We start from the raw sequence: 13,934 nt of genomic DNA on the forward strand, positions 1-13,934 counted from the left end.
AAGATTTCTAGGTCGGTCCCGGGGGCTCGGAAGTGTGTATAAGGGGCAGGGGCGGGCGGGAAAAGCCGCGGTTGGCCCGGCGGTGTTGGCGAAGGAACACCGCCTGTCAACCATCCCGCCCTCCCGAGCCGTCTTCGCACTGCGGGACGATGGTCATCGGTTCGGCCTTGGGTCATGGTGCCGTCATCGTTCGACGTCCACCTTGCTTCACCGGTGAACGGCGTCGAGGGACGTCCGTGAGAGGTCCGCGCCCGTGACAGAGTTTTCCAGCGGCGAGTCCCATGTCCTCGTGCTCCAGGGCGGCGGGGCCCTCGGCTCCTATCAGGCCGGCATCTACGAGACCCTGGCGGCGGAGGCCATCGCGCCCGATTGGGTGGCGGGCATCTCCATCGGCGCCATCAACGCGGCCCTGATCGCCGGCAACTCGCCCGAGCGCCGCGTGGAGCGGCTGAAGGCGTTCTGGGAGCAGGTCTCCTCCGGGGTGATGGGCTCGCCCTGGTTCCCCGGTGAGCAGGCGCGGGCGGCCTTCAACGAAGCCAGCGCCAACTGGATCGCCACCGTGGGCGTGCCCGGTTTCTTCAAGCCGCGCTTTCCTCCGGCCACCCTCTACCCACCCGGCGCACCGGAAGCGCTGAGCTACTACGACACCGCTCCGCTGAAGGCGACGCTGGAGCGGCTCGTGGATTTTGATCTCATCAACGAGGGCCGGACCCGGCTCAGCATCGGCGCTGTGAACGTGCGCACCGGCAACTTCGTCTATTTCGACAATCGCTGCGACCGGATCACGGCCGAGCACATCATGGCTTCTGGCGCGCTGCCGCCGGGCTTTCCGCCGGTGACCATCGACGGCGAGCAATATTGGGACGGCGGCATCGTCTCGAACACGCCGTTGCAGTACATCCTCGACGAGGAGCGCACCCGCGACCTCGTGGTCTATCAGGTCGACCTGTTCGCGGCGCGCGGGCCTATGCCGCGCACTCTCATCGAATCGGCAGAGCGCGAGAAGGACATCCGCTTCTCGAGCCGCACCCGGCTCAACACCGACAAGAACCTCGAAGCCCGCCGGGCGAAGGCCGCCTTCCGGCGGCTGGCCGAGAAGCTGCCCCCCGAGCTGATGAGCGACGAGGACGTCGCCTACCTGCGCCAGGTCACCCACGCCAACTTCACCACCGTGATGCAGCTGATCTACCGGCGGAAGGCCTATGAGGGGAACTCGAAGGATTACGAGTTCTCCCGCGCCACCATGCTGGAACATTGGGCGGCGGGTGCCGGTGACATGCGCCGCTCTCTGCGCTCCCCCGCCTGGTGCGACCGGGTGCACGACGAAACCGGCGTCGCCGTGTTCGACCTGACGCGGGACGCCCGCGACTGACCCCGCCCTGATTTTCTACACGGGAGCCCCACGCCATGACCCGCGACGAGATCCTGCACGTCCCCTCAATGCCCGCCTTCAGCCCGAGCTATCCGCGCGGGCCGTATCGCTTCCTCAGGCGCGAATACCTCATCATCACCTACGAGACCGATGCGGAGGCCCTGCGCCGGGCGCTGCCGGAGCCCCTGGAGCCGCACCCCGAGAACCTCGTCTATTACGAGTGGATGAAGATGCCGGATTCCTCCGGCTTCGGCGATTACGAGGAGAGCGGCTCGGGCGCCATCGCCACCTATAACGGCGAGGCCTGCAACTTCTCGATCCAGATGTATCTCGACGACGAGCCGCCGATCACCGCCGGCCGCGAGATCTGGGGCTTCCCGAAGAAATGGGGCGTGCCCCGCCTCAAGGTCACGAAGGACACCCTCACCGGTACGCTCCATTACGACGAGGAGCGGGTGGCGATGGGCACCATGACCTACAAGCACAAGAGCCTGGAGAAGGAGCTCGACACGGTGAAGGCCGGCCTCGGCCGCCTCAACGTCAACCTCAAGCTCCTCCCCGATGTCACCGGCGCGCCGAAAGTGGCCCAGCTCGTGGGCTATCGCCTGGAGGACATCACCGTCCACGGCGCCTGGGACGGCGAGGCCCGCCTCGACCTGATCCCGCACGTGAACTGCCGGGTCGCCGACCTGCCGGTGAAGCGCATCGTCGGGGGTCGGCACATGATCGTCGACTTCACCTTGCCCTACGGGCAGGTGCTGCACGACTATCTCGCCTGATCGCTCAGTTGACCCGAGAGGCTTCCATGATCCTGACATCCAAGACCGCCGTCGTCACGGGGTCCACCAGCGGCATCGGCCTCGCCTATGCCCGCGCCTTCGCCAAGGAAGGCGCCAATGTCGTCATCAACGGCTTCGGCAAGCCCGAGGACATCGAGAAGGAGCGCGCCGGGATCGAGGCGGATTTCGGCGTGAAGGCGGCCTATTCCCCGGCCGACCTGACCAAGCCCGGCGAGATCGAGGGATTGATCCGCCTTGGCGAAGAGACGTTCGGCTCCGTCGACGTGCTCGTGAACAATGCCGGCGTCCAGTTCGTCTCGCCGATCGAGGATTTCCCGCCGGAGAAGTGGGAGCAGATCATCGCCCTCAACCTGTCCTCGGCCTTCTACACGATGCGCTACGCCATCCCCGGCATGAAGGCGCGCAAATGGGGGCGGATCATCAACACCGCCTCGGCCCATTCGCTGGTCGCCTCGCCGTTCAAGTCGGCCTACGTCTCGGCCAAGCACGGCATCGCGGGCCTCACCAAGACCGCCGCCCTCGAACTCGCCACCCACGGCATCACCGTGAACTGTATCTCGCCGGGCTATGTCTGGACGCCGCTGGTCGAGGCGCAGATCCCCGACACGATGAAGGCGCGGGGCCTGACGAAGGAGCAGGTCATGAACGACGTGCTGCTGGCGGCCCAGCCCACCAAGCAGTTCGTGACGGTGGAGCAGGTGGCGGCCCTCGCCGTCTTCCTGTGCGGCGACGGTGCCAGCCAGATCACCGGCGCCAACATCCCCATGGATGGTGGCTGGACCGCGCAGTAGCCGACACAGAAAGCCCTGCCTCGCCGGAGGGCGAGGCAGGGCGATCGACAGGCGATGGGCCGTGAAGGCTCAGCGGCGGCCGTGCAGCAGCAGGGCGAGGCCGTAGCCGACGGCTCCCGCGATCACCAGGGCGATGATCGGGTTCTCCTCGACGCGGCTCTCCACGGCGCGGGCGCCGTCGCGGACATAGGATCCGCCGCGATCGTAGGCCTCGCCGGCGTAATCCGACACGTTTCCGGCGACATCGCGCAGGGTGTCCTTGGCCTGGCCGTAGACCTCCTGGGCGCGGCCTTCCGCCTCGCGGTAGCGGCCTTCCGCCGAATTGCGCGACGATCCTACGGCATCGCCGATGGCGCTCTGTGCGCGGCCGCCGAAATCCTTGGCCGCTCCGACGACCCGATCCGTATCAACCATTGGTCTGCTCCTTCAGAATCGACAACGCGTGATCGGCGCTTCCAAGGCGGCGCCCGCATCCGATGGTCACAGAACGTGCGAACCGGCCAAGCGCACCATCGCACGACAACTTTCTTGAGCGAGCGGTTTACGGGGCGTGTCGCTCCCGGGCTTCGATGAGCAGCAGACGCCCCACCTCGGCCACCGCCCTGGGGAGGACCGCCAGGGGATCGCGCCGTTTTCGCGCGGGCGACGCGGATCGCCGCCATGCCGCCCGGACGGGTGGGATGTGGAGGAACAGAACCGGGATAGGCTCGGCCAGCGCCTGGAAGTAACTGGCATTGCACAGGTAGCGGCCGGCATTCCGGGACGGGATCGCCGAAATTCCCTGTCGTTTCAGGCAGACCAAGGCGCGGGCCGCGATGGCGGTTTCGCGCTGCGCCGGTCCCTGACGGTCGAGCCGCAGGGTGGTCGGAATCCGCCCCGATGCATCGGGAAACAGCCGGCTCGCCCGGTTGAGCGCGCGAGCCTCGACGCGAACCCGTTTGGCGCGCCCGGCGACGCCGATCATCAGCACGGCGGCCGGGCTCTCGGCGAGGGCCGGCTTCAACGACTCGGAAAGAGCCGCATAGGCGGTGCGCAGGATCAGCGTGCGCACCGGGACCCCCGCGATGCCATGCCGGCCGAGATGTCCGACCTGCCGGGCGAGCGTTTCGCTCGGGTTGCGCGGCATGCCGGGGAAGGGGCCGAAGCCGGTGACGAGGAGATGCCCCCGCGTCACAGCCCGATCAGGGTTGCGATGGCCTCCGCGCCGGCGGCCGGGGAGGATTCGCCCCGTGCCACGCCGGCTTCCGCCTCCGCGGTCTGCTTGCGCACCTCGGGCGAGCCGACGAGGCGCTGGTGCAGGCGCTCGTGGACGAGGGCCCACATCCACTTCACGTCCTGCGCCCGGCGCTTCTTCGCGATCTCGCCGGTGGCGGTGAGCTTGTTGCGGTGGTCGACCACCTTGTCCCATAGCGCGTCGAGGCGCTTGTTGTTGAGCCCGGAGATCGTGACCACGGGGGGCGTCCAGCTCGAACTCGGTGCGCTGAGGATGTGGAGCGCGGCCCGGTATTCGCCGGCCGCCGCATTGGCCCGGCGCTCGCCCTCGCCGTCGTCTGCCTTGTTCACCGCGATCATGTCGGCGAGTTCGAGGATGCCCTTCTTGATGCCCTGCAACTCGTCGCCGGCGCCGGGCAGCATCAGCACGAGGAAGAAGTCGGTGAGGTCGGCCACCGCCGTCTCCGACTGGCCGACGCCCACCGTCTCCACCAGGATGACGTCGAACCCCGCCGCCTCGCAGAGGAGCATGGTCTCACGGGTCTTGGCGGCGACACCCCCCAGCGTTCCCGAGGAGGGGGAGGGGCGGATGAAGGCGTTGGGATCGAGCGCCAGCTGCGCCATCCGGGTCTTGTCGCCGAGGATCGACCCGCCGGTGCGGCTGGAAGAGGGGTCCACCGCCAGCACCGCAACCTTGTGCCCGGCGGCGGTGAGGTTGGCGCCGAGATTGTCGATGGTGGTGGACTTGCCGACCCCCGGCACCCCGGTGATGCCGACGCGGATCGCGGTGCCGGTCTGCGGCAGCACCGCATCGATGAGGTCGCGCGCCGCCGCCCGGTGATCGGCCCGTTTCGATTCGGCCAGGGTGATCGCCCGCGCCAGAGCCGCACGGTCGCCCGCGAGCAGCCGCTCGCGCAGGGAATCGAGGTCGAGGGAAGGAGGAAGAGCCATGAGCCCCTTCATGCCGGGCCGGCCCGGTTTCGTCGAGGGGGCGCGTGTCGTTGCACCGGGGTCCCTGGCGCGGGAGTACCTGTACCCGCCGGGCCACGGACCGGGCTCTGCCCGCAATTCACATCGCCTCCCGCCACGTCCGCGCCCTGCCATGGTCACGATCGTCGCCGACAGGGTAGGACGAGAGAGCCGGGACCGAGCGCCGGGCCATCACGGGGCCGTCGACACGCCATGATCCGAAACCGCATGCCGGGAGCACCATCGCAGACCCGCCGCTCGCTCATCCGCGGCGCCGCCCTTCTGGGCGTCGCGAGCCTCACGCCGGGCCTCGCCGGCTGCGTCACCGAAGGGCTCGTCACCGGGGGCACCGGCCCCGAGCGGCAATCGAACCTCGACGTCAGCCCGATCCTGCTGGTGGCGACCACCCGCAAGCCCGTGGGCAGCCCGCCCAAGAGCCCGTATTTCAGTTCCGAGCGCGGGCGCGGTCTGAGCTTTGCCGAAGTCCGTGTCTCGGCCCCCGATCGCTCGCTCATCGGCAAGGTCTCCTCCGTGGTCAGCGGGGACTGGGCGGTGACGGCGGTGCCGCAGGTCGAGACCGGACCCAGCGCGGCGGCGGCCTTCACCCAGGCCGCCTTCGGGCGAGACGTGCTGATCTACGTCCACGGCTACCGCGAGAGCTTCGCTTCCGCGGCGGTGAGTGCGGCGCGCCTGTCGGACGGCATCCGTTTCCGGGGCGCCTCGGCCCTGTTCACCTGGCCGTCCGCCGCCGCCACCTTCGATTACGGCTACGACCGAGAGAGCGCCCTATGGTCGCGCGATGCGTTCGAGGATCTCCTCAAGGCGCTGGCTGGCTCGCCCTCCGGCGGGCGCATCAACATCGTCGCCCATTCCATGGGGACGTTGCTGACCCTGGAGACCATCCGCATGCTGCGCGCCGAGGCCGGCGAGGCGGCGATGGCACGCATCGGCGCCATCGTGCTCGCCGCCCCCGACATCGACATCGACCTGTTCACCGGGGCGGTGGAGCGGATGGGGCCGGACGTGTCGAAGATCACCGTGATCTCGTCCACCAAGGACCGGGCGCTGGAACTCTCCGGTGCCATCGCGGGCGGCGTCGTGCGTGCGGGCGCAGCCGACCGCGAGCGCCTCGAGGCCCTCGGGGTCCGCGTGGCGGATGCCTCGGATTACGGCGGCGGCCTGATCAACCACGACCTGTTCCTGTCGAATCCTGAGGTCCAGGGCGTGGTCAAGCGCGCCATCGGCCGGGCGGCGGGCGGCGCCTGAACGTTGCACCGCAAGAAGACTCAGCTTGAGGACGTGGCTTGAGGTCTTGGCCTCGGCCCCGTTCGCCCCTACACGGGCGGCTGTCGGGCTGACGATTCCCACGCCGACGCGGCCGCCTCCCGGCGCGCCCAGAATGAGGATTGTGCGATGTTCACACTCGATATCGATGGCGTGGCCATCGCGGTCATCAACGGGACCGAGGAAACCGCTCGCGACCTGTTCACCTGCGACGGCTTCAAGGAAGACATCCAGGCGATGAAGAGCGACGGCAAGGTGCTGTGGAACGGCACCTCCGAGCTCAAGATCCGCCCCGCCACCGAGGACGAGATCGAGATCTTCGAGGATGCCCTGGCAGAGGATGATTCGGAGGAGGACGCCCCGTTCGAGCCCGACATGCGCCACGCCAAGAGCGCCGAAGAGCCCGACGAGGACGAGGATGAAGACGGCGAGGACGACGCCGACATCGTGTTCCTCGTGGATATCGACGAGGATGCCGGCCTCGATTCGTAAGGTCTGATCCCGCAGGATCATCTATCGCCGACCGCCTCGCCCGGACACGGGCGGGGCCTTGTATCGCGATCCCTTCTGCCAGCCGTTGACGGCGGCTCTTGCGGGCTATCCCTGAGCCGTTGGGGTATCCGCCGGGATCGGGCAAGGTCTCGAACACGGCGTGGGCGCGATGCCTGCCACGAGTCTCGGCACAGAGCGAGGACCGCATGACTTTCCGCTTCGAACACCTTCATCTTCGCAGCCGGGACGCCGTGGCGGCCGCCGGTTTCTATGCGGAGACCTTCGGCGCCCGCGAGATCGCCCGCGAAGGTGCGCCGTCCGTGACGCGCGTGGTCCTCGACCTGTCGGGGCTCACCCTCTTCATCGAGCACGCGCCCGAGGCCGGCCCCGCCGCCAAGCCGCCGAACCGGGGCATCGAGCATATCGGCCTGGCCGTCGACGACCTAGAGAGCACGGTCGCCGATCTGAAGCGCCGCGGTGTCGCCTTCGTCATCGACATCACCGACGTCCGCCCCGGGCTTCGCACCGCGTTTCTCGACGGACCGGACGGGGTCCGGATCGAGCTGTTGCAGCGCGGCTGATCCGGTCAGTTCGCCGCCGGTCGCGCCGCCTTCTGCGGGATCAGGCCCGGCGGCACCGGGGCGTTGCCCGGAGCCTTCGCCGGAGCGGCGGGCGCCGCCTTCTTCGGCGTGATGGAGCCCGTCATGACCGCGTCCCGCATCGGCACCGCCGGCGAATCGATGCCGTAGATGTCGTCGCGGAAATGCGCGCGTCCGTCCGGGGTGGCGTAGCCGGTGAGATAGACGAAGGTGACCGGGATCTGGTTCGGCAGCTTGATATCGAGCCGCTCGTTGGTGGCGATGTTGGCCTCGATCTCCATCGGTCCCCAGGTCGAGCCGGGGCCGCTCGGGCCGGGAGTGCCCTCCAGAAGCCAGCCCGCCAGCTCCTTCACCTGGGCCACCCGTACACAGCCATGCGAGTGGAAACGCACCTCGCGGGCGAACAGCGATTTCGACGGCGTGTCGTGCATGTACACGGCCTGCTTGTTCGGCATGTCGATGCGGACCTGCCCCAGCGAGTTGTCGAGGCCGGAATCCTGGCGCAGCGTGTAGTTCGCGGCCTTCTCGCCGGCCCAGTCGATGGTCGTCGGATCGACCTCGACGCCGCCGGGGCCGAGGATGCGGATCCGCTCGCGGGCGAGATAGCCCGGGTCTTTCCGCATCTTGGGGATGATCTCCTTCTTGATGATGGAGACCGGCAGGGTCCAGGTCGGGTTGAGGTTCACGTCGGTGATGCGCGCCTCGATCCGCGGCGTCGCCTTGTCAGGCTTGCCGACCACGGCCACGTAGCGGCGCACCACGACGCCGTTCTCCACCGCCTCCACGGCGGCCGACGGGATGTTCACCACCACGTAACGGTCGCCGTAGGGGAAGTTGGAGCCGATCTGCCGCGCGGCCGAGGCCGAGAGCTGGCGCTGGCGGGTCGCCGCCGGCACGTTGAGGGCGGTCACCGTCTGGCGGCCGACCATGCCGGTCTCGGGCAGTCCGTGGCGCGCCTGAAACGCCTTCACCGCCGAGACGAGGATGGGGTCGAGCACGTCGGAGCTCGGCACGCCGGCCGGCAGATCGCCGGTGAGGACGAGGTGCTGGCGAAGTGCTGGAATGTTCGGGTCGCGGGCACCCGGCTTGATCGTCAGGTCGGCGGGCAGGGTCCCCCAGCCCCCGGCATCGACGATGGCCTGATAGCGCTCGGCCATGCGGAACGTGTCGAGGAAGGTCGAGGGCGCCAGGGTCGGGACGGGGTCGTCCGAGACGCGCGCCACCACGAGGGGAGGCAGTTCGCGGGATTTCTTCGGCGCCGCCGGTGCCGACTCCGCGCCTTGCGCCAGCGGGACCGCATTCGCCGGCGCCACCTGTTCGGGCTTCGGAGCGGCGTCGGGTCTCGGACCGGCCTCGGCCTTGGGCGCAGGCTTGGCGGCAGCCGGCGGCGCCTCTGGGGGAACCGGAGCCGGTTCGGCCCCAGCGCCGGTCAGGCACAGCATCAGCGCCAGCGGCGACAGGCCGGCACTCAGGATCGACGGGAACACGACGCAACGCGACGACACAGGCAGCCCTCATGAGCAGACAGAGCCGGATCATGCGGGCGGGATGGTTACCAAGTTCCTCCGCCTCCCTGCCGGGCGGCCCTGACAAAACGGGACACCCCGCCCTACCTCCCGGCCAACCCGAACCGCCAAGGAGGCCGTGCCATGATTCATCATCCCGCGATCCGCAGAGGCGGCACGGCCGTCGTGACGGGAGCCGCGAGCGGCATCGGGCTCGCCGCCGCCAGGCGGTTCGCCGCTTCCGGCATGAGGGTCGTCCTCGCCGACCTGCCCGGCGAGGCGCTGGAGACGGCGCGCGCGGAGATCGCGGCGACGGGCGCCGATGTGCTGGCCCGTCCCACCGATGTCGGCCGCCGCGAGGACATGGACGCTCTGCGCGAGGCGGCGGGCGACGCGCCCGCGCTCGTCATGCTCAATGCCGGGATCGAGGCCGGAGGTCGCCTGTTCTCGGACGACGCGACCTGGCGGCGCATCCTCGACACCAACCTCTGGGGCGTCGTCAACGGTATCCAGGCCTTCGTTCCGGCGATGATCGAGGCGGGCGAGCCCGGCGCGGTCATCGTCACCGGCTCGAAACAGGGGATCACCACGCCGCCGGGCAACACGCCCTACAACGTCTCGAAAGCCGGGGTGAAGGTGGTCGCGGAGGCCCTCGCGCATGACTTGCGCGGGCGGGAGGGCGCGCCGGTCAGCGCCCACCTGCTGATCCCCGGCTTCGTCTTTACCGGCCTGACGAAGGCGCGCGGCGTGGCCGAGAAGCCCGAGGGCGCCTGGACACCGGAGGAGACGGTGGAACTCATGATCGAGGCGATGGGCCGGGGCGACTTCTACATCCTCTGCCCCGACAACGAGACCACCCGCGAGCAGGACGAGCGCCGCATCGCCTGGGCGGCGGGGGACGTGATCGAGAACCGGCCCGCGCTCTCACGCTGGCATCCGGATTTTGCCGAGGCGTTCAAGGACTTTCTCGCTTCCCGATGAAGGGCGGTCCCCGGAGCCCGCCGTGGCGATGCGGCCGCCCCGTCAAGACAGTTCCTTCAGGGCCAGGATGGAGGGGGCGAAGAAATACTCGCCGCCTTCCATCCGGACGAAGCTCCTGAGGTTGAAATCCGGCCTGTTCGCCTCCACCAGCGAGAACGGAGCCGCGCCCTTGAAGGGACGGTCGACAGAGGCCGATTGGCCGATGATCGGATCGATGCCGCTGGCCGGGTGGGAGAAGTCGTCCGCGTTGCACCAGCTCCGTTGGACGAACTCGAACTGGTCGTCGATCGAGGTGACGTAGCATTTGAACAGTAACCCGCGGGACAGCCGGACCTTGCTGTCTTCGTCGGGGGTGCCGGCGTTGTCGATCGCGCCCGAGACGCCGGACAATGCCTCGGCCTCGGTGACTTCCGGCCCGAAAGAGATGCCCCGGCGCATCATGCGGTGGCTCTGCGTGAACGCTTCGGCTCTGCCGATGGCCTTCTCGTCGGGTTCGAGTTCGTGCCGGACATCGTCGCGCGGATAGGCCTTGCGGATATGAGCGGCCCACGGGCAGACGACGCCCTCTCGATCCTCGCCGAATTCGAAATCATTGGCGCGCGGCGTGTTGTCCCCGACGCTGCGGTCGTCACCTCTCGGCGCGTTGATCATGGCCGCACCGCTCTTCCAGCGCCCCACCATCTGGGCGCCGAGGAGGTCGGGATCGGCCAAGTCCGCTCCGGCGGGGATCGCCGCGGAAGCCGTCTTCACCGATGCGTTGAATTCCGGAACAAACTGGGCGAGGCGCCGAATGACAAGATAGGCCCCGTGGTTCATGAAAGGGATCGGCGGTTCGGCGACCGGGCCCTTCACCTCGAACCGCGGGGCGTTCGGATTTTGTCCGGGGAAGCCGAACACGAACTCGCCCGGCCACAGGAGATCTTGGCCCAGGGCGGCCTGATTGTCCTTGCCGCCCTCGGCCGTCGGATGGAACGGGGTGTCGTGGCCGATCCGGCCCCGGAGGCCCGGTTGAGAGACGCCGTCCGCGTATCCGAAATGTTCGTGACCCACCACCGGCTCCGGTCGCACCTGACCGACCTCCTCATGGAGCAGGCTCCATCCGTTCTCGGCTGGCGGGACCAGCCTCAGGGACATGACGTCGACGACTTCGGCGTGCGAAGCGCCGGTGACGATGAAGACACCGTGGAGATCGGGGTCTGGATTCAGTGCCGTCCACTCGGACGACGGCGGGTCTTGCAGGATCGCCTGGCGACTCGCCATCCCCTCCCTGAAGGCATCCGCTCCGGTCATCGTTGCGGCATCCTCCACATCGAGCCTGTCCAGACCCGCGAAGGTGAAGGCGAGGTTCAGTCCGGGCGTCGGGACGAGCTGTGCGTTGATGAGCTTCTGGGCCGCGATTTTGGCCCGATCGTCTATGCAATCCTGCATGCTCGTGATGTGGAGGGACTTGAGGAATGCCTTGAACGCTGCCGGATCGGTGATCGTGAAGAACATCAGGTGCTCGTGGCGCTTGGGCAAACCGGCGAGGATGTCGCCCTGGATGGCGTCGAGCGGGAACAACGGCTCGTCTGCGATATCGCGGGCCATGTGGTCGTCCCTCCGGAATGGTCACACGGACCCGTTCACGCGGGTGCCGTTGCGTGTTTGCAGGATCAAAAAGTGATTATCTACAGTTGCCGGGGCATAATATTTGAGCCGTATCCGGCATTTAATGCAAGTTAATGGACTTTTGGAAATGAATTGATCTCTCGGCATCTGCGAGTCGCCGGGGATAGATCACGCTTCGGGATTCGTCCCGATCGGAAGTCATGGCAGGATTTTGCCGCTGAAATGCTGTGTCTTCCGCTAACACGTCTATACTTCGCTCTGGTCGAAATCGAAAGGACGAATTGGTATGATGATAGATCGTGGGGTGACCCAAAGGTGTTACACTTGGGACCGGACCGTCACCGCTTGAGCACGACGGGGGGGCGGTCTGGCGATACGCTGGAGTGAAAGCTGCCGGCGGAAGGAGCGCGGTTTTCGACTGAAAATGTCGTCGCAGGACTGGTTCGTTCCCGTCCATGATCCCCGTGTGCGTAGACTCACTGGGCATCTCGCGCCGTCCCGGGTAATGCTCGTTTCCCGGCTTCGGCCGATCCGGCGGAGGGCGCTTCCGAGCAGGAGGCGGGCGCCAGGCGAGTGATGCAATTACCCGGCAGCCCTGCTGGCGGCGCTCTTGCTTGCAGGGTATGGCATCGCCACGATCGCGGGGCCGGATTGCCGGGGCCGCTGGGCCCAAGATCGGCCCGTTTCAACCGGCGCTGACAAACCCGGGAGTAGCCCTTTGGCCACCATCATCCCCGTCGCCTCCTTCGATTGCGTCGTGTTCGGCGCCACAGGCGATCTGACCACCCGCAAGCTGCTGCCTGCCCTGTATTACCGCTACAAGGACGGGCAGATTCCCGGCACCAGCCGCATCATCGGCGCGTCCCGCTCCGAGATGAGCGTCGAGGCGTTCCGCGAGCGGGCGCGTGACGCGCTCAAGCGCTTCGTCCCGGCCCGCGACCTCGACGAGGACAAGCTTGCCGCCTTCCTAGACCATCTCGACTACGTGGCGGTGGACGGGGCCGGCGACGACGGCTGGGAGGATCTCGCCGCCAAGCTCGCCGAACGGCCGGACCAGGTGCGGCCCTATTATCTCGCCACCTCGCCGGATCTCTACGGCTCGATCTGCCGCAACCTTTCGGCCCATGGGCTCATCGGTGAGAAGTCGCGGGTGGTGCTGGAAAAGCCCATCGGCAAAGATCTGAAATCGGCCCGCGCCATCAACGACGCGGTCGGCGAGGTCTTCCCCGAGGAGCAGATCTTCCGCATCGACCATTACCTCGGCAAGGAGACGGTGCAGAACCTGCTCGCCCTGCGCTTTGCCAACACCATCTTCGAGCGCCTGTGGACGGCGGACGTGATCGACCACGTCCAGATCACGGTGGGCGAGACGGTGGGGGTCGAGGGCCGTGCCGGTTACTACGACACGTCGGGGGCGCTCCGCGACATGGTGCAGAATCACCTGCTCCAGCTTCTCTGCCTGATGGCGATGGAGAGCCCGCTCACCCTCGACGCCAATTCGGTGCGGGACGAGAAGCTGAAGGTGCTGCGTGCGCTGAAGCCGATCACGCCCCACGACGTCCAGGCCGTCACCGTGCGCGGCCAGTACGCGGCCGGCGCCGTGGACGGCAAACCGGTTCAGGGCTACCGCGCCGATCTCGGCGGCGAGACGGAGAGCCGAACGGAGACCTTCGTCGCCCTCAAGCTCGAAGTTCAGTCCTGGCGCTGGGCCGGGGTGCCCTTCTACATCCGCACCGGGAAACGCCTGCCCCAGAAGCTCTCCGAGATCGTGGTGCAGTTCCGCGCCTCTCCCTTCTCGATCTTCCCGGCTGAGTCCTTCGGGCGCGAGCCCAATCGCCTCGTCATCCGGCTCCAGCCGGAGGAGGGGATCAAGCTCGAAGTGATGACCAAGGACCCGGGGCCGGGCGGCATGCGCCTGCGGCCGACCAACCTCGACATCTCCTTCGAGGAGACGTTCAAGCAGCGGTATCCCGATGCCTACGAGCGCTTGCTGATGGACGTGGTGCGCGGCAACGCCACCCTGTTCATGCGCCGCGACGAGGTGGAGGTGGCCTGGGCCTGGGCCGATTCGCTGCTGAAGGCCTGGGCGGACCGGCCCGAGCCGCCCCGCGCCTATCCGGCCGGAAGCTGGGGCCCAACCGCCGCCATCGCCCTGATCGAGCGGGACGGACGGACCTGGCACGAGGAAATGCACTGATCGGCGGGGGGGCGTCGTCTCAGGTGCTAAGTTATTTGTAAGACCGGAATAAAAACAACTAATCGGGCTCTCCCTCGACAGGCCGATGCCCGACGCCTAAACCTCAGGAGAGTATCCACCCTCC

The 13,934-nt window shown here is 67.8% G+C and carries 13 protein-coding genes; 8 read left to right on the plus strand and 5 right to left on the minus strand.

Translation table 11 applies throughout. The features are described from left to right. Positions 1-253: 253 nt before the first annotated feature. The 3 genes from MBTS_RS18890 to MBTS_RS18900 are packed head-to-tail and all read left to right on the plus strand — an operon-like array spanning position 254 to position 2,963. Positions 254-1,372, plus strand: coding sequence for a patatin-like phospholipase family protein (locus MBTS_RS18890; protein ID WP_147831584.1), 1,119 nt, complete (start codon positions 254-256; stop codon positions 1,370-1,372). Positions 1,373-1,407: 35 nt separating this feature from the next. Next, on the plus strand, positions 1,408-2,151 hold the full coding sequence (locus MBTS_RS18895) for an acetoacetate decarboxylase (RefSeq protein ID WP_056139874.1): 744 nt from the start codon (positions 1,408-1,410) through the stop codon (positions 2,149-2,151). Between the two features lie 26 nt (positions 2,152-2,177). Then, complete coding sequence (locus tag MBTS_RS18900) at positions 2,178-2,963, plus strand: 3-hydroxybutyrate dehydrogenase (protein ID WP_056139878.1); 786 nt, start codon at positions 2,178-2,180, stop codon at positions 2,961-2,963. Between the two features lie 69 nt (positions 2,964-3,032). On the opposite strand, the gene MBTS_RS18905 is transcribed toward MBTS_RS18900, so the two are convergent. The 3 genes from MBTS_RS18905 to meaB all read right to left on the minus strand — a co-directional run bounded on the left by MBTS_RS18905 (position 3,033) and on the right by meaB (position 5,138). Next, entirely contained in the window at positions 3,033-3,377 is a 345-nt protein-coding gene (locus MBTS_RS18905) for a CsbD family protein (protein ID WP_147831583.1), read from the minus strand. A 127-nt stretch (positions 3,378-3,504) separates the two neighbouring features. Then, positions 3,505-4,137, minus strand: a complete 633-nt coding sequence (locus tag MBTS_RS18910; protein ID WP_147831581.1) for a pyroglutamyl-peptidase I — start codon at positions 4,135-4,137, stop codon at positions 3,505-3,507. Further along, entirely contained in the window at positions 4,134-5,138 is a 1,005-nt protein-coding gene (gene meaB / locus MBTS_RS18915; RefSeq protein ID WP_056139883.1) for a methylmalonyl Co-A mutase-associated GTPase MeaB, read from the minus strand. Before meaB ends, MBTS_RS18910 begins: the two co-directional genes overlap by 4 nt. Positions 5,139-5,372: 234 nt before the next feature. Between meaB and MBTS_RS18920 the strand changes: the two genes are divergently transcribed. From MBTS_RS18920 to MBTS_RS18930, 3 genes are all read left to right on the plus strand, one after another. Beyond that, a complete protein-coding gene (locus MBTS_RS18920; protein ID WP_147831580.1) occupies positions 5,373-6,410 on the plus strand; it encodes an alpha/beta hydrolase in 1,038 nt (345 codons plus the stop codon). 147 nt (positions 6,411-6,557) lie between these two features. Next, complete coding sequence (locus MBTS_RS18925) at positions 6,558-6,920, plus strand: hypothetical protein (RefSeq protein WP_018045358.1); 363 nt, start codon at positions 6,558-6,560, stop codon at positions 6,918-6,920. A gap of 206 nt (positions 6,921-7,126) precedes the next feature. Beyond that, complete coding sequence (locus MBTS_RS18930; protein WP_056139886.1) at positions 7,127-7,501, plus strand: VOC family protein; 375 nt, start codon at positions 7,127-7,129, stop codon at positions 7,499-7,501. A gap of 5 nt (positions 7,502-7,506) precedes the next feature. Here the strand turns inward: MBTS_RS18930 and MBTS_RS18935 are convergent, their stop codons facing one another. Further along, complete coding sequence (locus MBTS_RS18935; protein WP_147831575.1) at positions 7,507-9,024, minus strand: L,D-transpeptidase family protein; 1,518 nt, start codon at positions 9,022-9,024, stop codon at positions 7,507-7,509. Positions 9,025-9,168: 144 nt separating this feature from the next. On the opposite strand from MBTS_RS18935, the gene MBTS_RS18940 reads away from it, so the two are divergent. Further along, positions 9,169-10,005 carry an SDR family NAD(P)-dependent oxidoreductase gene (locus MBTS_RS18940; protein ID WP_147831573.1) on the plus strand — a complete coding sequence of 279 codons (837 nt, stop codon included), beginning with the start codon at positions 9,169-9,171 and terminating at the stop codon, positions 10,003-10,005. Positions 10,006-10,047: 42 nt separating this feature from the next. Here MBTS_RS18940 and MBTS_RS18945 read toward each other — a convergent pair whose 3' ends face one another. Next, the gene (locus tag MBTS_RS18945) at positions 10,048-11,592 is read right to left on the minus strand and encodes a Dyp-type peroxidase (RefSeq protein WP_147831571.1); all 1,545 of its coding nucleotides are present in this window, start codon (positions 11,590-11,592) and stop codon (positions 10,048-10,050) included. 739 nt (positions 11,593-12,331) lie between these two features. Between MBTS_RS18945 and zwf the strand changes: the two genes are divergently transcribed. Next, positions 12,332-13,810: a glucose-6-phosphate dehydrogenase gene (zwf, locus tag MBTS_RS18950; protein WP_056161427.1), complete on the plus strand. Its 1,479-nt coding sequence runs from the start codon at positions 12,332-12,334 to the stop codon at positions 13,808-13,810. Positions 13,811-13,934: the final 124 nt, after the last annotated feature.

It is taken from the genome of Methylobacterium bullatum, from assembly GCF_014845095.1.
Taxonomy (GTDB): Bacteria; Pseudomonadota; Alphaproteobacteria; order Rhizobiales; family Beijerinckiaceae; genus Methylobacterium; species Methylobacterium bullatum.